This is a genomic window from Leptolyngbya sp. PL-A3 (genome assembly GCF_039962325.1).
Lineage (GTDB): Bacteria > Cyanobacteriota > Cyanobacteriia > Elainellales > Elainellaceae > Vacuolonema.
This window is the reverse complement of the sequence record NZ_JAMPLB010000033.1, coordinates 46,503-67,973: the sequence shown is the minus strand read 5'-3', so window position 1 is coordinate 67,973 and position 21,471 is coordinate 46,503. Positions and strand designations below refer to the sequence as shown.

Here is a 21,471-nt window from a genome sequence, read left to right as displayed (position 1 = left end):
CATGTACAAGAGGCGCTTCCATTTCAAATTTCGTTACCTCCTGCTGGCAGTTCTCTCCCTAGCGATCGCTCTCATTCTCCCCCTCTACTCACCCACCTATCTACCCATCCGCACATCCGTTCTCATTCCCCCTGCCCTTTCCCTCTCGCCCTCCGAAGTCTGTTTTCATCATTGTCCTGTATACGAAGCACACGCAAAAATAACGATTCCAGCCGATTCTGAAGCACGCCCTAACCCTCAAGCCGAGCAATCCGCGCGGGCTGCTTACGAGGCCGGACAATTTCAGAATGCTGTTGAATTATTCGAGCAAGCGATCGCCCACTATGCTACCCAAAACGACTTCCTGCGGCAGGCGATGGCGTGGGGTAACCTGGCGCTCGCTCAGCAACAGTTAGGGAATTGGGAGGAGGCAAATGGGGCGATCGCTACGAGCCTGGCGTTGTTAGAAGAGGTAGAAGACGGGCGCGATCGCCGCTCCATACAGGCCCAAGTCTTTACCATTGCAGGACAACTGCACCTGGAGCAAGGACAAGCCGAGCAAGCACTGCATGACTGGGAGCAGGCCGCAGAACTATACGTTGACCTGGAGGATAGAGCCAGCCAGTGGCAGAATCAGATCTATCAAGCCCGCGCTTTGCAGGGGTTAGGGTTTTATCGGCAGGCGATAGATTTGTTGGAAGGAGTCAATCAATCCCTGCAGAATGAGCCTGATTCTGCCATGAAGTTAGGTGGCTTGCAGGAGTTGGGGGATGCTTTGCAAACGGCGGGGGATTTGGCCCGATCGCGCCAGATTCTAGAACAGGGTGTAGCGATCGCACGCACGCTAGATATGCCAGACAGGATAGCGGATTTAACCTTAAGCCTTGCTAACACACTACAAGCATTAGGGGAAACCGATGCGGCTCTGGCTCTGTACCAAGAATTAACTGTTCCTAGCGCAGCCAGGCTCAATGCTCAACTGAATTTACTGAATCTACTGGTTCAGCAGGAATCCTGGAATGAAGCTCAGGCATTGGCTTTGCAGTTAGATGAGCCGATCCGAGCGTTACCATCCGGGCGGACCCACATCTATACCCGCATCAAATATGCCGAAACTCTGTTGCTTTTGGCCAACCATGCACCTGAGGTTAGAACGGTAGCTTCGTCCCGTGCGATGGGAGAAGGGTTAGCGATCGCAATTCAACAGGCCCACGAGCTAGGCGATCGCCGCACCGAATCTTACGCTCTGGGGAGTTTAGGTCGGCTTTATGAACGAACACACCAATATGCGGATGCTGTGACGGTGACGTATCAGGCATTGAACCTTGCTCAGACGACCCATGCTGATGATCTGGCCTACCGCTGGCATTGGCAGTTAGGGCGTGTATTGCGAGAACAGGGGCAGCGGGATGAGTCGATTGCGGCTTATCAACGGGCGATCGCTACATTACAAAGCATCCGTACCGATTTGGTTGCTATGAATCCAGAGGTACAGTTTACCTTTCAGCAAAACATTGAACCCATCCATCGGGAACTGATGAGTTTGTTGATGCGGGGAGGCCCTTCGGGTGAGCCCAGTCCTGAAGAGTTGGAAAGTACCCGCCAGGTCATCGAATCTTTGCAACAGGCGGAATTAGAAAACTTCTTCCGGGAGGCATGTTTGGATGCTCAACCCGTTGCTATTGAGCAGATCGATAGCCAAGCGGCTGTCTTTTATCCTGTGATTCTGCCCGATCGCCTGGAAGTGATTGTGCACCTGCCCGATCGCCCCTTGCAACACCACACAGTCTCTGTTACTCCCGATCAGGTGACAGAAACCGTGTTGGAACTGCGGCGGCGGCTCGTGAATCGAATTGGTAATCCTACCCAGACGTTGCCTTTGGTGCAACAGGTATACGACTGGCTTATTCGCCCCAGTGCGGTTGAACTTCAGGAGAGTGAGGTGAAAACCCTGGTATTCGTGCTGGATGGGCCATTGCGAAACTTGCCCATGGCAGTGTTACATGATGGCGATCGCTTCCTCATCGAGCAGTACAGCGTTGCCTTGACTCCCGGTTTGCAATTGCTTACCCCGCGCCCCCTCAACACTCAGCAAATCAGCGTCATTGCCGCAGGACTGACAGAATCACGACAAGGGTTTAGTCCTCTTCCAGGTGTGGGAAATGAGTTAACAAGAATTGCCCAGCAATTGCCAAGCCAAACCCTACTAAACCAGGATTTTACCCGGGACACATTACAGCAGGCGATCGCCACGAACTCTGCGCCAGTTGTTCATTTGGCTACCCATGGTCAATTTAGCTCTAGTGTTGATGAAACATTTATTTTGTCGTGGAGCGATCGCATCACCATCAATCAGCTGAGAAGCTTGCTGCAAGGAACGGAGCTGAATCGACAGAGCCCGATTGAACTGCTCGTGATGAGTGCTTGCCAAACTGCCTCAGGCGATCAGCGTGCGGTTTTGGGATTAGCAGGTATTGCTGTCCGTGCAGGTGCCCGTAGTACGCTAGCCTCCCTCTGGAGTGTAGATGATCAGGCAACCTCCGAGTTGATGGAGCACTTCTATCACGAGCTAGCAAAGAGTGATGTCACAAAAGCCGAAGCCTTACGCCGTGCTCAAGTGGCTATTCTACAGAATCCAGTCTATGGACAACGGGCTTATTATTGGGCCGCATTTGTACTGTTGGGCAATTGGTTATAATGGCTAATCCTTAGACTAGAGGTTGCTTTGGGAGTTGTTTTTTCGTGGTGTTGTGCGCGAAAAAACATAAAGGTGAGCAAACTTAAGTCATTGAGCACTATGAAATAGAGGTTTCCATCGACTGTCTTAAGACGGTCTGTAATGCTTGCAGCAGCTCTTGAATCGTATAAGGTTTAGCAATGAAGCTTGCAATTTCATGAGCCTCTTTTACCTTGTCATTTGGCACAAAGCCGCTAATTGCGATCGCCTTAATCTGAGGATCAATTTTTTGGAGAGTCTGAATTGTTGTTAATCCATCCATAGATGGCATCATCATATCGACAAGTGCTACCGCAACCTTATGTTTGTGCTGAGCACACAGTGCAATTGCTTCAATGCCATCATTTGCTGTAAATACGCGATAGTTGTAGGCTTCTAGAGACATTCTAGTAGTCTCTAAAATCTCTGTTTCATCATCCACCACAAGAACCCATTCTCCATCCCCATGCAGTGAGTCAGAAGGTTCTGCTTGCGCAGGAAGAGACACTTCTACCGCTGGCAGAAATACCTTGAACTCACTTCCTTCACGAACTTTACTCGACACCTGGATGAATCCTTTATGGCTTTTAACGATACCCCGAACAGTAGAGAGTCCTAATCCCGTTCCTTGACCAATTTCCTTTGTTGTGAAGAAGGGCTCAAAAATTCTATCTGTCACTTCAGCTGACATTCCGATTCCCGTGTCTTTGACGGTTAATTCAATATAAGCACCAACAGATGCCTCAAGATTCATGCGGGCGTAATGTTCATCAATAACCAGATTCTTTGCAGATATGGTGAGTGTTCCACCATCCAACATTGCATCACGAGCATTAACAACGAGGTTCATCAGTACTTGATGTAGATGAGTAGCATCTCCAGACACTAACCAAAGCTCTGACTCTACATCAATCACAAATTTTATAGATTTAGGGAAGGTTTTTTCAGCAACCTGTCTAACTTCACGGATCAAATGTTTTACTTGCACATTTGCCCGCTTACCTTCTACACCACGAGCAAATTGCAGAACCTGCTTGACAAGGGCAGCGCCACGCTTAGTGTTCGTTTCCAAAATTTCGAACAAATTTTGGCTCTGGACATCGGCATCAGGAAACTTTAGCTGTAGCAGCTGTGCGGTAGCGAGCACCGGAGTCAGGATGTTGTTTAAATCATGAGCGATACCCCCTGCAAGAGTCCCCAAACTTTCAAGCCGCTGAGTTCGCAGGAATTGACTTTCGAGCTGTTTCTTCTCAGTGATATCTGTGTTAACTATTAGGACTGATTGAGGCTGTCCCTGAGCATCTTGCATCAGTGTCCAGCGACTGGCAACAATGATTTCCTTTCCTTGTTTATTGATCTGATGTAACTCGCCTTGCCATACACTGTTCTTTGCTAAACTCTTTTGAGCAGTTTCAAGCTGTTCAAAGGCATCTTCCCGATATAAAAGATGGTTTATATCTTGACCTATTATTTCTTCTAACTTCCATCCGTAAAGATGTTCTGCTCCTTTATTCCAGTACTGAATCTTATTCTCTAAATCCTGTACTAGAATCGTGTCTGTCGTTATATCCAGTAGAGCCGCCTGTTCACGAATCTTTTCTTGTGCTTGCTTGTGCTGTGTTAAGTCAAGAACAAAGCCGACGAGCGCCTGTTGAGATTCATCCAACAAAGCGCCACCAATCATGACAGGAATGCGGGAACCATCTTTCCGGAAGTACTCCTTCTCAAAAGCACTGAATGCTCCGGTTTTGTTTAATTCTGCTATAGCTGCTTGATTAAGGTGGGTATATTCGGCAGGTGTCATAGCCTGCCAATTGATATTTCCAGCTTGTAGATCAGCGCGATCGTATCCAACAATCTGAAGGAAAGCATCATTGGTATCTATGATACTGCCATCAATCTTGCTAAAAATAACACCAATTACGTTAGCTTCAATTAAACGTCTAAACCGGGCTTCACTACGTTGTAAAGCCCTAAATGCCTGCTCACGTTCTTCTTCTAGCTGTTTACGTTGTTGAATTTCCTGTTCTAAACGCTCATTCTGCTCAGTCAATCTCCTTGTTAAACTCTGTAACCGTACGTGAGTATTGACTCGCGCTAAAACTTCTTCATGATTTAAGGGCTTTGTAATGTAGTCGACTGCCCCAAGGTTTAGGCCTTTGACCTTGTCAACATTGTCGCTAACAGCCGTCAGAAAAATGATAGGGATTTCCTGCGTCAGTGGGTTTGATTTCAGGCGACGGCACGTCTCAAACCCGTCTATTCCAGGCATCAGGACATCTAATAGAATCAAATCAGGTGGAGCGTACTCTGCCAGGCTGATTGCTCTCTCTCCATCTTCAGCAATCACAACCTTAAATCTATCAGCCTCCAGGACGTCAAGCAGCACATCCAAATTAGTGGGTGTGTCATCCACAATTAAAATGACGCCTTTTTCAACAGTTCCTGCATCCATAAAGATCTCCTAAACTTGCTTCAAAAAATCTAAAATTTGTCGTCCCTTAAATTCCTTAGCAAGCTGCCGTAAGTAGTTGGAAAAAGGGCTCCATCGCGGGTTTGTCTCCTCTAAATGTGTTGCTCGTTTGGCGATCGCTCGCAGATCCCCGCGCATCGCTAAATCTAAGAAAATTGCAATCTCTTCTATGGGGGGAACCGCAAAGGTCGGGAAACCTGAAGAAGGGCTAATTAAAATACCTTCTAACTTAGCCCCTTCCTTAAGGGGTTCTTCCAGCTTCTCACTCTCATAAAGCCACTCCAGTTTCAAGTGTTCCTGTAGTTTTTGGAGGAGGTCGTCTCTTCGGATGGGTTTCGATAGAAAATCATTGCACCCAACCTCTATACTTTGTTGTTGGTCAAATTCAAAAACACTTGCTGAGATTGCGATCACGATAACATCTTTCAAGGACGGCATTAACCGGAGACGGCGGGTTGCTTCAAATCCGTCCAGGTTTGGCATTACCAGATCAATCAGGATGATGTCAGGCTGTAGCTCGTGTGCCCTGTTCAGTCCGTCTTGACCATCCACGGCTTCTGACACGTTAAACCCAAGTGGTTCTAGAAGATGGATGAGGACAGAACGATTGGTTGGTTTGTCATCCACGACTAAAATTTTCCGCTTTTCGCCTTTGACTCCAATGACGCTGAGCTTGAGCGTATCCGCACAAACCGCTGCTGAAGGGATTTCTAGTAAGTCTAAATCGAACCAGAAGTTGCTGCCGACCCCCAGCGTACTCTCAACCTGGAGCTTGCCACCCATCAGTTCAATCAAATGACCGCTAATGGCTAACCCTAGTCCTGTTCCTTCTGTCTTACGACTACTCTCTCCCGACTGCTGAAACGGTTTAAAAATTTCATCAAGCTGGTCAGAAGCAATGCCAACACCGGAATCTTCTACTTGGAAACGGATTTTCTGCTCGTGATAGCCTACCTTAAAGACGATCGCACCCGTTTCTGTAAATTTGACAGCATTGCCAAGCAGATTCAACAAGACTTGGCGTAAGCGTTTCTCATCGGCATGAACTATCTTGGGCAGAGGGGATAGCGCTTGATACGTTAACAATATTCCCTTTTGTTCGGCTCTGATTCTGAGGATTTCTACGATGCTCTGTAAGAATTCAGCCAACGAAAACTCATTGGGGCATAGCTCCATCTTGCGGGCTTCAATTTTAGAAAGATCCAAAACGTCATTAATGAGCGTTAGCAAATGTTCCCCGCAATGATGAATAATCGCAATGCGGCTCTTTTGCTGCTCCGATAAATTCGGGTCTTTCTGAAAAATCTGAGTATATCCCAGGATTCCATTTAGGGGCGTGCGAAGTTCATGGCTCATATTCGCCAAAAATTCACTTTTCGCTCGGTTGGCGGACTGAGCCAGTTCTTCTGCCCGTTGGCGATCGCACACCTCCTGCCGTAATTGGGTAGTTCGCTCTTCTACCTTTGCTTCAAGCGTTCTACTATAATCCTCTAACTGATCATGGGATTGCTTTAGACCAGCGTTAGCAATAGCTAGATCCTGATAGAGACGTGCATTTTCCAGCGAAATAGCAGCCTGAGAGGATAGAAGCTGTAGAATTTCTACCCGCTCTGTAGTGAAGGCATCTGTTGCTAAGTTATTTTCTAGATAAAGAATGCCAATTAGCTTACCTTGATGAACAATAGGCGTACACAAAATAGATTTTGGCTGGCATTCAAGAATATAATGATCTGTTACAAAAATTCCTTCATGAACTGCATCATTCAAAACCACACTTTCCTGAGTTTGCCGTACGTAGTTAATAACGGATAGAGGTAAGTGTTTACTCGCTTCTAGGGGAATGGATTGTTGAACAAGGATTTCATTCTGGTTAACTTGTCCAGTTGCCTCGATAAAGAGCTTTTTAGCTTTTTCTAAAATTAATGCACCTGTTTCTGCTCCAGCATTTTCGAGCACAATTTGCATCAGTTTAGTTAGCAGTTTGTCCAATACGATTTCGCTAGAAAGCACTTGTGATGCTTTGATTACCGTCGCAAGATCTAGCGTTTGAGCATAATTTCTGTGAGTGGGACTATGAATTTGTTGCGCCTCACGATTGGTACTTTCTGATGGTTGCCCTTGCCCCAGAATACTGGGGTGCACGGCTTCAAGCTGTCTAACTTTGGCGATCGCACCCCAACGGACATAACCGTAATAAGCTTCCTTCAAATATTCTTTAGCAAACTTACTTCTACCAAGGGAAAAGTAGAAATCTGCTGCTCGTTCATTAGCCAATGCTTCTTCTTGAAGGTAACCATGCTCTTTGGCCCCAGCGATCGCCCGGTCATACCATTCCATTGCATTTGCAATGCTTCCTGATATTCGGGCTAACTCTGCCTCAACAAGTTCATATTTATGCTGGAAGTTCATAGGGGCATGGCTTGCCCAATTCTGCATCTTTGCCTGGTTTTGCTCGACCCTATTGAGTAAGAATTCTTGCTGGGAAGCTGTAATAGATGGATAAATAGCCAGGTGAGCTAGCGAGTCATAGAAATAAAACATAGCCGCCGCTAAACAACCCCCTACACCGTCTAAATAGTGTTCAGCCTGTTTGGCATTCTCTGCTGCTTGAGAAAAGCTACCGAACAGATAACACAGAATTAACTTATTGAGAAAAGCATAGTGTGTTGTTGTTCGCTCATTAGATTGGATGTGAAGTGGTAGTGATTGTTCTTCGTTGTAAACGCTACCAATTAAATATTGGGGATTTTCAGCCAACCCTAATAGGTTTAGAGTGGCTTGATGAAAAACTTGATGCCATCCTAAAACAGTTTCTTGGTGAATTTGGACAATTGATTTGCCATAATTCATCATTTCTTGCTTCAGACTTTCCAGGTCAACTCCACACCAGTAAGAGTGCTGACACCTAAGTGCTGCGGCATAACCTGCATGAGCCGTATCCCCATTCTCCAATCCATGGGAGTAGGAACGTTGTAGTAAAGCTAACGTGTCTTTGACATGATACTTCCAGGCAGTGATAAATGTTCCAACTTTAAATAGGGTTTGGCTTTTTACCTCACGAGCATCTAACCGCTCAAAGAGGTCTAATCCTAACTGTCCAAACTGGTAACCTGTTTCAATATCTTGAAAGATACCAGTTAATACGATTCCATAGTCAGCAAAACCACTCGGCGAAAACCGAGAATTGCCATATTTAATCGAAAGATTAACTTGCTGGCATACAGTAAAGACAAATAGAGCAGGTGCTGCCTGATAAATAGCAGGAATTAAACTAGAAATAATCCGTAGAGCAGCTACTTTAGTAGCATCAGTCATCAATGGCAGATGAATTAAGTCTTCTAGTTTGGTTCCTGCTAAATTCGTTGTTATTTCTGCCGTTGCCTTTTCAATATCTAATGCTGTTGGTGATTCGGGAATTTCAACTCCTAGCATGCTGAGGACTTGTAAACCAAGTTTCACAGCTTCCAGTTGCTTGTGTTGCACTTCGTAGGATTTAATCCGGATTTCATAAGATTTTACCTGATCAAGTAGGGATTGAGCATGCTGTAAAACAATTGCTGTAAATTGCTGCATTTTCTCAAAACTGCCACCCAGAAATGCTGCTGTTGCTGCTGCCTGATACAGTGCTAACGTTAGATCATATTGACCATTCCAACTATCTTCGGTTAATAGCCTTAAACCGGCTTGCAAATACTCACTTGCAGCTTTATAAGCCGTTGCTGTTATAGCTTTCTGCCCTGCCATCAAATTAAGGTGAGCAATATCAGTTCTTTCCATCTCTCTTGTGATGAGCTCACTACCAACATTGAAGTGGTCAACAATATCAAAAATCCTTTCTGTAAGCGCTTCCGGTTCCAAACTCTGACGAAGCAACCGGCCAATTTGCAAATGCGTAGATTGCTTAGCGCTATCATCAATCAACGCGTAGGCGGCTTGTTGTACCCGGCCGTGGAGAAATCTAAACTCTATAGCCTCTGGATTTGTATCAAGCAAGCTGGGTAGATCCCATATTAATTCAGAAGCCGGTAATACTAAGCCTTCTTCAAGGGCTGGCACAAGATCGCGATAAGTATTTGCTAATAATTGCTTATACAGAATCCAATCCGATGAGGTATGAGAGATAGATGTGAGACTTTGTTCCACGTCTATCCCTCGTATCTCATTAGACTGGAAGTGGTTATAAATAGTTGAAAGAGTTTGCAAATCAAACATATTACCTACACAGGCTGCCAACTGTATGACATGTTGGGTAGCTTTGGGTAACTTTCGTAGCTTCTGAATCATCAACTCAACAACATTGTCTGTAATGCCAATCGCTTTAATTTGCGTAATATCCCATTCCCAAAACGCTCCTCTAATAACCGACGAGGTATTCAATCTCAACAACTGTTCCTGATATAAGGTTTTAAGAAACTGCGTGACAAAAAAAGGATTACCGGAGGTCTTACGAAGAACCAATTCAGCTAATGCTTGAACCGATATTTCATCACTGTGCAGCGTGTCAGCAATTAGATGGCTAATATCTAAAAGAGTTAAAGGAGCTAAAGTAATTTCGTGAATGGTAACAGCTTGAGAACGTAAAGAATCAAGAACCATCATTAAGGGGTGGCTCGAACTAATCTCATTATCCCGATAGGCTCCAACTAGAAATAGGTGTCCTATCTCTACATCGGTCATGATAACATCGAGCAATTTGAGGGTAGCAAAATCAACCCATTGCAAATCATCTAGAAAAAGAACTAGAGGATGCTCTGGTGAGCAGCAAATGCGAATGAAATTTTGAAAAACAAGGTTAAATCGGTTTTGTGCTTCTGTAGGTGCCAGTTCTAAAGCGGCGGGCTGTTTGCCAATAATTTTTTCCACATCAGGAACAACATCAATGATGACCTGGGCATTATGTCCTAGAACCGTTAGAAGTTTGGTTCGCCACTGGGCTAACTGCACCTCACTTTCAGTCAACCATTGTTTTATTAATGATTGAAATGCTGTGATAATTGCTGAATAAGGAACATTGCGTTGAAATTGGTCAAATTTGCCAGAAATGAAGTATCCTTTCGCTTCAATAATAGGCTGGCGGATTTCATGAACTAAAGATGATTTCCCAATACCAGAGTAGCCTTTGACTATCAGAACTTCCCGTCTACCAGTTCTGACATGATCGAATGTTGTCATGAGTAAACGAGCTTGTCGATCGCGCCCATACAACTTGTCCGGAATCGAAAACTGGCTAAATGAATCAAGCTCTCCAATACTGAAGTGTGAAATTGTACTTGAGGATTGCAGCATCTCTAGACAAATTTCTAAGTCAGCCTTCAGCCCTAGTGCACTTTGATAACGGTCTTCAGCTGTCTTAGCGAGTAATTTCATAACAATTGCAGACACCGCCTCTGGAATGTCTGGCCGAACCAGATCAGGTGGGATAGGCGTCTTAGCAATGTGGCAATGAATAATTTCCAGGGCATCCGTTGCTTGGAATGGCAACTGCCCAGTTAACATCTCATAAAATACTACGCCAAGGGAATAGAGGTCTGTGCGGGAGTCAATTGAGCGGTTCATTCTCCCAGTCTGTTCTGGAGAGATATAGGAGAGCGTGCCTTCAAAAATATTGATAGTACTAGCAGGTGAATCTTCTCTTGATAGATAGGCCGAGATACCAAAATCAATCAACCTGATTTCACCTGTTTTATTAACGAGAATGGTATATGTTTTAATATCTTTATGAATAATATCTTGCTGATGAAGTTGCACTAGAACAGAAGATAGGCGGATCGCAATTTGTAAAAAATTGTTTAGGTTAAATTGTTGTGCTGCGATCGCCTCAGCCAGTGATACTCCATCAAAGCCAGAGAGAATAAGAGCTAACCCGTTCAGATCGCTTTCTAGAGCAATCGGTTTAACAACTTCTTCGATTGCCAAGCCCTGCAGAATTTCATATTCGTGTCTAAGACCAGCCAGTTGCTCAACGGTTGGATATTCAGCTTTCAGCGTTTTAATAATGACCGATGTTGGTTTCAGGCTATCTTTCGATGCCTTAGCTCGGTAAATACAGGTGGCAGGCCCTTCATAAAGAACTTCAAGCAAAGTGTAGCCAGCGATCATAGTACTCATTTGCTTTCCTGTGCTTGTCCTATGGGTGGACGAGCAATACTCGACCTCATATTTATCTTAGGTATTAACAAGAAGTTTGATGTGTAGTTGGGTCCAACTTGAAGCAATCCTTGAGGAAGCTATCCTTTTTTTGAGAAGAGCAACAGTTTTAGATGTAGATGTTTATGATCAGTTACATCTCTTTTAAAGACTAAACTTTTATACAAAGTTTTTCTATATATTGTTACTGAAAATCTGATTGCAGTACTCATACTTTAGAGAACTAATTTCCCGTGAGTTTTGTGTATAAAACCTAACAATAGTGTTCTAAATACATGGATGGGGTGTGGTGAAAGAGGCATGAATTGCCTCTTTCACCACACCCCATCCATGTGCTGGAAACATGACCCACTAAACCATAGGAGATTTACCTTTTAAATTTCTTTAGCAAAAAGCAAGAACTCTTGAAATAATGCTGACACAGGGGAATTGGTATCAAATCGTAGCTTATTGAATAGGGGGATGAAATGAAATGCCAAAGTAGCGGTTGGCGCTCCATTTCATCCCCCTATTCAGCACCTGAATCGTTATTCCACTCAATCGTGAATTGTTCCATCGGGCATCTTTGCCCCCTTTAAGTTAGCAGAGCTTAAATCGACTCCCTCCAAATTTGCCCAACTTAAGTCCGCTCCCCTTAAATCTGCCCAGTCTAAGTTTGCCTCACGTAGGTCTGCCCAACGTAAGTTTGCATGGCGTAAATTGGCTCTTAAAAAATTTGCCCCCTTCAGGTCAACGCAACTAAGGTGTGCTGAGCAAAGGTCGATATTACAAAAATCACGTTTCCCTGCTGCTAACAGCATTTGGAATTCAGTTATATCCATATGCCTATTCTGGCTTATTTCTTCTAATTATCTGATTATAGTGTTCCTTAATGATTTATGAATGATTTATGGAATCGGCTGTGGGCGTTGAGCCTGGCTGTTTCTGCCTTAACTTCATAACCTATATAAGATTGCAATATATCTAATTTATGTTAGGGTATAGGCAAGTCTTACTTTCGGCCGTGTAATTCGTCTCACAAGCGTTTCTCCGAATCTAATTCTCTACACCTAGTTTTGGAGAAAACGGATGTCAGTCTACGTTGGGAACTTATCCTACCAAGTTACACAAGATGATTTGACGCAGGCGTTTGCCGAGTATGGAACCGTCAAGCGTGTTCAACTGCCCATGGATCGCGAAACCGGAAAGATGCGCGGCTTTGCGTTTGTTGAAATGGGAACCGATGCTGAAGAAACCGTCGCCATTGAAGCACTGGATGGTGCTGAGTGGATGGGGCGTGACCTTAAGGTCAACAAAGCAAAACCTCGTGAGGAAAGAAGTCCTTCCGGTGGTAACTGGTCGAACAAGAAAACTTCATCCTGGCATTAATCAGATTGTCACTCCTGAGATTCTGAGGTTTTTTGAAACGTTTATTTTGTTAGCTTCAGATTAGCTATGTAAATGATTTCATTTCTACCTCTAAAGGTTGTTAAAGGGCTGCTGCGCGGTAGTTGTAGCCCTTTTTATCTCACTCTAATTATCTAATTTCAAGGAGACTAGATGGCTCAAATCATTCCGGGTGAGAACGAAGGAATTGAGTCAGCATTGCGTCGATTCAAGCGAGTTGTTTCCAACGCAGGCATCTTCCCAGACATGCGAAAAAATCGCCACTTCGAAACACCGCTTCAAAAGCAGAAGCGTAAGGCGTTAGCTAAACATAAGCAACGTAAAAGTAGAAGAAAGTTTCATTATTGAGTGCTAAATGTTGAGGTGCGATCGCATCTCCCACTCTGAACCTCTTGCAAGACATGGAATCAGCATTAAAGAGGCCTTTTGTCTAAGCCATTTAACGCTTGCCTGTTATTTGTATTCTGAAGTTTGTCCTATCACCTATACGGTTCTCCAAATGCTCTTAATAGCAATGAATACCAACGAACTCTGTAGCCGCTATGCAGCTGGGCAACGGGACTTTAGGAATCTGAATCTGATGGCAGCCAATCTGAGAAACTTAAACCTGGTTGGTGTCAACTTCAGTGGTGCTAATTTAACCAAGGCGAATCTTACACGAACAAATTTGAGCCACGCAAATTTGACAGGTGCAGTTTTGACAGGTGCAATTTTGAATGAGACAAATTTGGCTAAAGCTAATTTGACAGATGCTAATCTCACCGATACAAACTTAGCTGAAGCTAATCTGCAAGGTTCCTTCAAAAGGCAGCCCAAAAGTTGATAGTTATTGAAATTTATCTACGTAGGTAGGCAAAATTACTAAAGAATAGAATATTGTGCCGCCTACACAGTGGGCGGCATAATATTTTGAATTATTTTGAATTTAAGAATGAATTGAGTTACTTACACACCTATACCAGTTCTTTGTAATACGGCACAGAATAAAGAGCATCCGTAATAAAATCCGTTCAAAGAATTGATTTTCGTGGAGTGAGTGTTTTGCCTAAGACATGTGCAGGCAGGATGTTCACTCTACAAAGTCGATCTTGTGCAAATTCAAATAGGATTGGTGTCACATCTAACTAATGTTAGAAGCTGATTCATCCTTTGTAAAGATTGCACTGCTAAGACATTATCGAGTACGGTTTCAGGGGAAAAACACACTCCTGAAGAATACTCCGGTAAACTAAAAATGTGTTCGATAGGAATTTCATGACTTCTAATATGCTTCAAGCTGACCTTAAAGAGAGGCAATCGCTCGTATTAAATTGGACGAGCGTCACGTTTTTTGCCGCCATTCATGTCCTTGCTCTATTAGCGCCCTGGTTCTTCTCTTGGTCAGCTTTGGGAGTAGCCCTCTTCCTTCACTGGTTACTTGGCAGTATTGGTATTTGTTTGGGCTATCATCGCTTACTGACCCATCGCAGTTTTCAGGTACCTAAAGGCTTGGAATATGCGATCGCCATTATAGGTGCCCTTGCCCTGGAAGGTGGCCCGATCTTCTGGGTCGCAGGACATCGCAGGCACCACTTATATGCTGAAGATATTGATAAAGATCCCTACTCAGCAAAGCGTGGTTTCTGGTGGAGCCACATGGCCTGGCTGTTTTACAAACGGCCAGAGTTCTTTGAATATGAGCACTACCGACAATTTGCACCGGATTTAGCACGGGATCCATTCTATCGTTGGTTAGGCCGCTATTTCCTACTCCTCCAAATTCCCTTAGGAATTGTGCTGTATCTACTGGGGGGATGGTCGTTTGTGGTCTACGGAATCTTTGTAAAAGCGGTTCTTGTCTGGCATAGCACCTGGCTTATTAACTCGGCAACCCACATCATGGGCTACCGCACCCATCATTCGGATGACAACTCCGCTAACCTCTGGTGGGCCGCACTGCTGACTTATGGCGAGGGATGGCACAACAATCATCATGCCTATCCCAATGTGGCACAAGCTGGTTGGAAATGGTGGGAGATTGATATGACCTGGTGGGTAATTCTCGCCCTCAAAAATCTGGGTTTAGCTCAAAAAGTTGTTCTTCCACCAGCAGCCCATCCCAATAAAGCAAACTAAAGGTGAATGGCACTGAAATAAGCGAAATCTGAGTACCCAGAGCCCCGGTTCTTTAGAAAAACCGGGGCTCTGAATCTTTTACGTCAGTGCCAATCAACCTTTAGATTGAAAGGGTGTCGTGCAAAGCGTGGCACCCTTTTATTAATTGCAGGCTCCCTATGGGAGAGGGGAGAGATCGTTAACGTTATTTAACTTCAGTTCGGGATAAGCTGAGGTGCTCATTTTGGCGTGCACTTTGCGCACGCCAAAATGAGTGTTTTCGAGTGCCGCGCATTGCGCGGCACTCGAAAACACCCTTAACCCGAACTCAGGTTATTTAGAACTTGATTTATAAAAAATTTTACTGAAACATACACGGAAATGTGCACAAAAGAAACACTGTATGCAACTCATATTGAACAGATATAAACAGAATTCGGCACTACCGTGACGAATAGAAATCCATTACGGGTTGAAGGAGTAGTGCGATCGCCCCTACGAGTACAAACGATAGTGTGATTCACAAAAAAGTTAGATTTAACTGTATAGTAATGCCCTACAAGAAAAATTACTTTTACTTATATTTCTCACTTTAGAGCGGAGAAATAGCAGAATTATAGTAGATGCGAAAATACCAATTTATTTATGGCTTTGAGATGAATCATTAGACCTGTTTTATCGCAATGTGCAAGTGCGTTAAGTACAGCAACGGTAGTGTGGGGTACGAAATGCCCCACACTACCCTACTTAATCAGCACGCACGGCCCTATAGGCCTGTAGATGGTTATTCTGAAAGTGCAAACTACTCTTTCCACAATCATCTACAGGTTCAGGATAGAACTGGTTTTTAAGAGTCATTACTAGTATCGTCAAGATTACGGCAACAGCTAGAACTCATGCACATTTGATCTTTTTGCAATGCGTTCTTAAGAGAAGCTATCTGTGTTTTCATGCTCTGTAGCAATACCTTGATCTGGCGTAGTAATCTAGCCCGCTCCTCAACTAATGATTCAAAATGTTCAGGTTCTTCCATAGCTTCTCCAATGTTGGGTAACACACAAAAGGCTGCTTGATGAGATTTACATTCCTGGTACGAGTTTCACTATTTCTCAGCGATCACAAGTGCCAAGAACTTTGGAGACCCACCCTACCAGTGATGACTCACGCCCTTAGCCTAAAAGTCCAGGCTCATCTTTTCCTCTAACTTTTGAGGCATATCAAGTGGAGGTACAAAATTATTGGTAGTGCCTCAATCCTTTGTAATGCTTCATCTCGCTTGGATTTTGGATGTAGTAGGCAATCATTAAAGACTCCTATCTTTTCAGTATGAATTGCGGATCTTTTCGATATCAATACTCTAGACAGTTTTTCTGAAACCCTTGATTTTGCGTGCGCGAAGCGCACGCAAAATCAAGGGTTTCAGAAAAACTGTCCGAACTAATGCGATATGAATTGTCTGCCTTTCGGCTCTAAAGAGGTCGTTAAGTGACTGCGACTTTATGGCCTTACGTTCTCTGCTTAGAACAGTTTAGTTTTTGAAAAACCTCGCGCCGTGCGGCTTTTCAAAAACTAAATGTCCTGGTTCTGATGCTGGGCTCTGGCAAAGCGAGCAGGCCAGCGTTTCGTCTTAGATGGGGCTTGTATAAAAAGCAAGATTTCTCTTTGGCAAGCAACAAAATCTTCCTTAGGGGGGGAGGTGGGGTTATCCCTTATGTCCTAATGTGATTCAAGCGTTCGCAATCACTATGTCTTCCCTAAAAACCTTACCCATCTCAGATGTCATTCACCAGCTTCGACAGCACTTTAACTTATCTCAGGAAAAATTTGCGGCGAAGTTAGGTGTCTCCTTTAAAACGGTGAATCGCTGGGAGAACGGGCGTAGTGTACCCTCACCCATGGCCATGAAATTAATTGAAGAGTTGTTGGAATCAACGGAGGGATCGAAAAAATCCTGGTTGACGCAGGACTCCCTGGAGGGAGAACGGGATGTCTGAAAAGTCGTCTCGTATAAGCCTAAACGATGTTTTGATTACGGAGGTATTACATCAAAGGTTGCCCCGCACCCCAAATCTACAAGCTGAGACCCAAGCCCTTCATCTAGTAGCTCGGCAACTGGCCGAACAGTCCCAAGCCCTGCTTAACACGCTGGTGACTGTAGCAAAAGACCTATGCCAAGCCGGAACTGCCGGAGTTAGCCTGCTAGAAGTGACTCCCGACGGGAAGGAAATCTTTCGCTGGAATGCGATCGCCGGAGCCTTAGCTGACCATGTGGGAGCGTCCACGCCGAAGAACTTTAGCCCCTGTGGTACCTGTTTAGACCGCCAGGCACCTCAGCTTTATTCGTACCCTGAGCGGTACTTCACCTACCTTCAGAACGCGAAACCCGCTATTGTTGAAGGTCTGGTCATTCCGCTGATGGGTACGGCTCAGCCCCTGGGCACCATTTGGGTCGTATCCCACGATGAAACACGGCAGTTTGATCCAGAAGATGTGCGGATCATGACCAGTCTCGCTGATTTTACCGCAGCGGCTCTGCAAAGTATTCACCTGCGTCAAACAGCTGAGGTTGCGTTGCAGCGAGAGCAAGCAGCTCGTCAGGAAGCGGAGGCCAACCGTCAGGCATTTAACGAATCGGCACAACGGGCCATCGAGATTCTGGAAAGTATTACGGATGCCTTTGTCTGTGTGGATCATGAGTGGCGAGTTACCTACGTCAATCATGAAGCTGCTCAACTGAACGACCTGCAAGCCGAGGAACTGATTGGGAAAACTCAGCAGGAAATGGGACCCTGGGCGATCGCCACCGTCATTGAGGAAACCCATCGTCGCATTACCGCAGAATCAGGAGCGATCCGTTTTGAAGGGTTTGATCAACCCTCCAAACGATGGTTAGAGATTCATGCTTATCCCTGTAAGGTGGGATGCAGCATTTATTTTCGAGACATCACAGAGCGCAAACGCGACAAAGCCAAGCGTCAGCAAGTAGAAGCTGCTTTGTACGAGAGCGAATCTCGCTTTCGTTTGATTGTTGAAAGTGCGAAAGATTATGCCATCTTTACCCTCGATCTCGACGGCGTAATCACCAGCTGGAACCCTGGAGCTGAACGCTTATTGGGTTACAAAGAGGCAGAAATCATCGGTCAGCCCGGCTACACCATTTTTACCCCCGAAGACAGAAAAAATGGCCAGGACAAGAAAGAGTTAGAAATTGCGCTGACCCAGGGACGGGCTGAAGATGACCGCTGGCACCTGCGCAAAGATGGTAGCCGCTTTTTTGCCAGCGGTTATATGATGCAACTGCACGATGAAGCCGGCAACCTTCAGGGGTTAGTGAAGATTCTACGCGATATAACCGAGACCCATCAGGCTGCTGAGCGAGAGCAGTTTTTGTCTCAGGCAAGTGCCGTATTAGCTGGAACCCTGGATTACAAAAACACGTTGTTTAACATTGCACAACTGGCTGTGCCATTTCTGGCCGACTTTTGTTTCTTTGATATCCTCAACAATTATCAGCAAATTGAACGAGTAGCCTGGCATCACGGGGATCCGGCAAAGCGGGACTGGTTTGAGGAATTGCAGCGCTATACCCCTCCCGCAGACCAGGGGAGCCATCCCATTACCCATGTTCTGGCTACAGGCAAGGCTAACCTTGTTCCTCTTGTTACTGAGGAATGGAAGCAAACCGTTACGCTGAATGCCGAGCATCTGCAATTGATCCAGGAGTGTCAGGTGCGATCGCTCATCACCGTGCCGCTCATTGCCCACGGGCGAACCCTTGGAGCGTTAACTGTTTGCTTAACCGCAGATTCCAATCGCTACTACACGACAACGGAGCTGGATCTGGTAGAAGAGTTGGGGCACCGCGCTGCGCTTGCCCTGGATAACGCTCGGCTGTACCAGCAAGCGCAGGAAGCCAATCGGATGAAGGATGAATTTATGGCGGTGCTCTCCCATGAGTTGCGATCGCCCCTCAACCCGATTCTGGGCTGGATTCAGCTGATTCAGAAAGGGACGCTGAATGCCGAGAAAACTGCCAAAGCCTGGGCAACCATTGAGCGCAATGCCAGGCTACAAGCCCAACTGATTGAAGATCTGCTCGATATCTCCCGCATTTTACGAGGCAAACTCAAGCTGAATGTGGAGCAGGTGAATTTGGCAGCAACCGTTCATGCCGCAATTGAAACAGTACAGTTGGCGGCTCAGGCCAAATCTATTGTGATAGAGTCAATGCTCGATGCCCATGTCGGCTTGGTTTTGGGAGATACGACGCGATTACAGCAAGTGGTTTGGAATCTCCTCTCCAATGCGATCAAGTTTACGCCGGAACGAGGACGAGTCGAGATCCGGCTGGAGCAAATGGCTAGCCAGGTCCAGATTACGGTGAGTGACACCGGTATTGGTATTTCCTCCAACTTTTTACCGCATGTGTTCGATTACTTCCGGCAATCGGACAGTGCTACCACACGCCGCTTTGGGGGCCTGGGATTAGGGTTGGCGATTGTACGTCAATTGGTGGAAGCTCATGGTGGAACGGTATGGGCAGAAAGCCCCGGCGAGGGCCAGGGAGCAACGTTTACGGTCAGGTTGCCGCTAACGCTGGGTCAAGAAAGCTGGCAGCAAGACGTCCAGGGTTCAGGAGAGCCATTCAATTTACAAGGCATTCGCATCTTATTGATTGATAACGAGCTAGATGCCTTGGAGTATTCGGCGTTTGTGCTGGAGCAAGCAGGAGCAACTGTCATCTCAGCGACGTCTGCGACTGAAGCGTTGGAGTTATTTGCCCAAACTCAACCCAATGTGCTGGTGAGTGATATTGGGATGCCCGATCAGGATGGCTATATGCTGATACAGCAGGTGCGATCGCTCCCGCCCGAACAGGGAGGACAGGTTCCGGCGATCGCCCTCACCGCTTATGCGGGGGAGAATAACCGTCAACAGGCGATCACGGCAGGGTTTCAGCGGCATCTTGCCAAACCTGTTAGCCCGGAAGTATTCGTTGAGACGGTTGTTGCTCTGGTTAAGCCAAACCAATTTCCATAATCTCAGCTTGCTGCAAACTGAAATGCCTATCAGCAATTTTCAGTATGGGCATCAAAGCCAAGAGTTCACGCCCTACGGGCGTGAACTCTTGGCTTTGATGCCCGAAGACCGCGCGCCAAAAGCGCGCGGTCTTCGGGCCTGATTTCAAAATGAGAATTGCTGAGTGCCTATTTTTTTGTGCGCTTGGCGTATGCAAAAATAGTAAGCTCAAACCTTTGTAGGGGAGGTTGCATGTATCACATGCAACCTCCCCTACAAGGATTCTTGAATGCGTAGGTCTTACAGAGCTTTGCACATTGATTCAGTATGGTGGTGTGGGGGACGAAGTGCCCCACACCACCATACTGAATACACTTGCACATTGCTATAAAACGGTATTAGACTCGGCAAAGCTTTTGAATCATCAGTTTCAACTGTTGTCCATCCTCCAGATAAGACACATACGCATGATCACCCAGGTGAACATCCTGTCCTTCAAGATCTGCACCGTACTGCTCAGCGATGATCAAAATGGGCGTGAGGCCGTCTAGATCCGTGTACTGACGAATGTTTCGACCGATCGCCATCACTTCATCAAGCGATTGCTCTGTTTGATTCAGCAAAATCAAGTTAAAACGTTCTTGTCCTCCTCGTAGGCGTTGTATGGCATCCGTTTCGTCGATAGCAACGATGACTTGATAGCCCCAACGTTGCAGGTTATCCTTCAGCAGCGGGCGCGTGTCGTCATCCGGTTCAACGACGAAAATACGAGATGATGGTATACGTGGCGAGTTCATAGTTTCAGGTCAGCAGCGCAGTGTATTGTCAGGCAGGGTGCGTTTCACTTCGACGGTCGGTTGTTATGGAGAGGGCGCAGACCCCCTTCATAACAACCGACCACAAGCTTAGACCACTACTGTAAGACACAATGGGTTACCCTTTGTTATTTCCAAGCAAGCGATCATACTCTGCTCGGATTCGATGAAAGCATTCACAGGCTGAAGCTTCTAGTCCTGCCTGATTGAGAATCTTGATGTCTCCCCGACAATATTGAATCAGTTTACGCTCCTGCAACTTCTGGGCCGTTTGTGTCACCCCGGCTCGCCGCACCCCCAGCATGGTGGACATAAACTCCTGAGTTAGAGGCAGATGATCCGATTGAAGTCGGTCTTGCGCTTCAAGCAGCCAGCGTGGCAGACGTTGCTCTAGTGTGTGAAGCGAGTTGCATGCGGCTATTTGAGAGACTTGCGCCAGAAACGCTTGCGTGTAGCGTAACAACACATCATGCAGCTCCTCATTGCTCCGGAACTCCTGCCGCATGATCTGGGCATCAATTCTCATAGCTCTGCCTGCAGCCTGGACAGAGTGCTCTGTTTGGTCCATGACATGGTTGCCCAGGATAGCTGTAATCCCCAGCAGTTCCCGGTTGCCCACCATTCCCACCTCGGCTGTGGCACCATCTTGCATGGTCAGGGTGACAGAAAAAAGGCAATCGATTGGGAAATAGAGGTAAACCAGAGCATCACCAGGGCTATGGAGAATCGCACCCTGCTTAAAATCAAGCAGAGTAAGATGGGGAGCAAGGCGATCGCGCGATTCCTGAGAGAGCGCAGCCAATATTCGATTGCCGGGCATCATAAGAGCTTCCACGTTTTTG

12 protein-coding genes are annotated in these 21,471 nt (G+C 45.9%); 7 read left to right on the top strand and 5 right to left on the bottom strand.

All coding sequences use genetic code 11. From position 1 onward, the window contains the following. The first annotated feature begins 1 nt into the window (after position 1). A complete protein-coding gene (locus tag NDI52_RS21950) occupies positions 2–2,677 on the top strand; it encodes a CHAT domain-containing protein (RefSeq protein WP_190774370.1) in 2,676 nt (891 codons plus the stop codon). A 97-nt stretch (positions 2,678–2,774) separates the two neighbouring features. Here NDI52_RS21950 and NDI52_RS21945 read toward each other — a convergent pair whose 3' ends face one another. From NDI52_RS21945 to NDI52_RS21935, 3 genes are all read right to left on the bottom strand, one after another. Further along, positions 2,775–5,150: a response regulator gene (locus tag NDI52_RS21945; RefSeq protein WP_190774371.1), complete on the bottom strand. Its 2,376-nt coding sequence runs from the start codon at positions 5,148–5,150 to the stop codon at positions 2,775–2,777. A gap of 9 nt (positions 5,151–5,159) precedes the next feature. Then, positions 5,160–11,276 (bottom strand): AAA family ATPase, encoded by a 6,117-nt coding sequence (locus NDI52_RS21940; RefSeq protein ID WP_348256518.1) that lies wholly within the window; start codon positions 11,274–11,276, stop codon positions 5,160–5,162. A gap of 575 nt (positions 11,277–11,851) precedes the next feature. Continuing rightward, the gene (locus NDI52_RS21935; RefSeq protein WP_242035579.1) at positions 11,852–12,115 is read right to left on the bottom strand and encodes a pentapeptide repeat-containing protein; all 264 of its coding nucleotides are present in this window, start codon (positions 12,113–12,115) and stop codon (positions 11,852–11,854) included. 268 nt (positions 12,116–12,383) lie between these two features. Here NDI52_RS21935 and NDI52_RS21930 point away from each other — a divergent pair, with 268 nt between their 5' ends. The 6 genes from NDI52_RS21930 (at position 12,384) to NDI52_RS21905 (ending at position 19,835) form a co-directional block, all read left to right on the top strand. Next, on the top strand, positions 12,384–12,683 hold the full coding sequence (locus NDI52_RS21930; RefSeq protein ID WP_190774374.1) for an RNA-binding protein: 300 nt from the start codon (positions 12,384–12,386) through the stop codon (positions 12,681–12,683). Positions 12,684–12,854: 171 nt separating this feature from the next. Then, positions 12,855–13,049, top strand: coding sequence for a 30S ribosomal protein S21 (gene rpsU / locus NDI52_RS21925; protein ID WP_190774375.1), 195 nt, complete (start codon positions 12,855–12,857; stop codon positions 13,047–13,049). 166 nt (positions 13,050–13,215) lie between these two features. Further along, entirely contained in the window at positions 13,216–13,524 is a 309-nt protein-coding gene (locus tag NDI52_RS21920) for a pentapeptide repeat-containing protein (RefSeq protein ID WP_190774380.1), read from the top strand. A 431-nt stretch (positions 13,525–13,955) separates the two neighbouring features. Further along, positions 13,956–14,816 carry a fatty acid desaturase gene (locus tag NDI52_RS21915; protein WP_190774376.1) on the top strand — a complete coding sequence of 287 codons (861 nt, stop codon included), beginning with the start codon at positions 13,956–13,958 and terminating at the stop codon, positions 14,814–14,816. Positions 14,817–16,540: 1,724 nt separating this feature from the next. Continuing rightward, positions 16,541–16,789 carry a helix-turn-helix domain-containing protein gene (locus NDI52_RS21910; RefSeq protein ID WP_190773870.1) on the top strand — a complete coding sequence of 83 codons (249 nt, stop codon included), beginning with the start codon at positions 16,541–16,543 and terminating at the stop codon, positions 16,787–16,789. Next, on the top strand, positions 16,782–19,835 hold the full coding sequence (locus NDI52_RS21905) for an ATP-binding protein (RefSeq protein ID WP_190773871.1): 3,054 nt from the start codon (positions 16,782–16,784) through the stop codon (positions 19,833–19,835). Before NDI52_RS21910 ends, NDI52_RS21905 begins: the two co-directional genes overlap by 8 nt. Before the next feature lie 377 nt (positions 19,836–20,212). Here the strand turns inward: NDI52_RS21905 and NDI52_RS21900 are convergent, their stop codons facing one another. Further along, entirely contained in the window at positions 20,213–20,611 is a 399-nt protein-coding gene (locus NDI52_RS21900) for a hypothetical protein (RefSeq protein ID WP_190775306.1), read from the bottom strand. Positions 20,612–20,747: 136 nt separating this feature from the next. Beyond that, a complete protein-coding gene (locus NDI52_RS21895) occupies positions 20,748–21,452 on the bottom strand; it encodes a Crp/Fnr family transcriptional regulator (RefSeq protein WP_190775305.1) in 705 nt (234 codons plus the stop codon). Positions 21,453–21,471 lie beyond the last annotated feature (19 nt).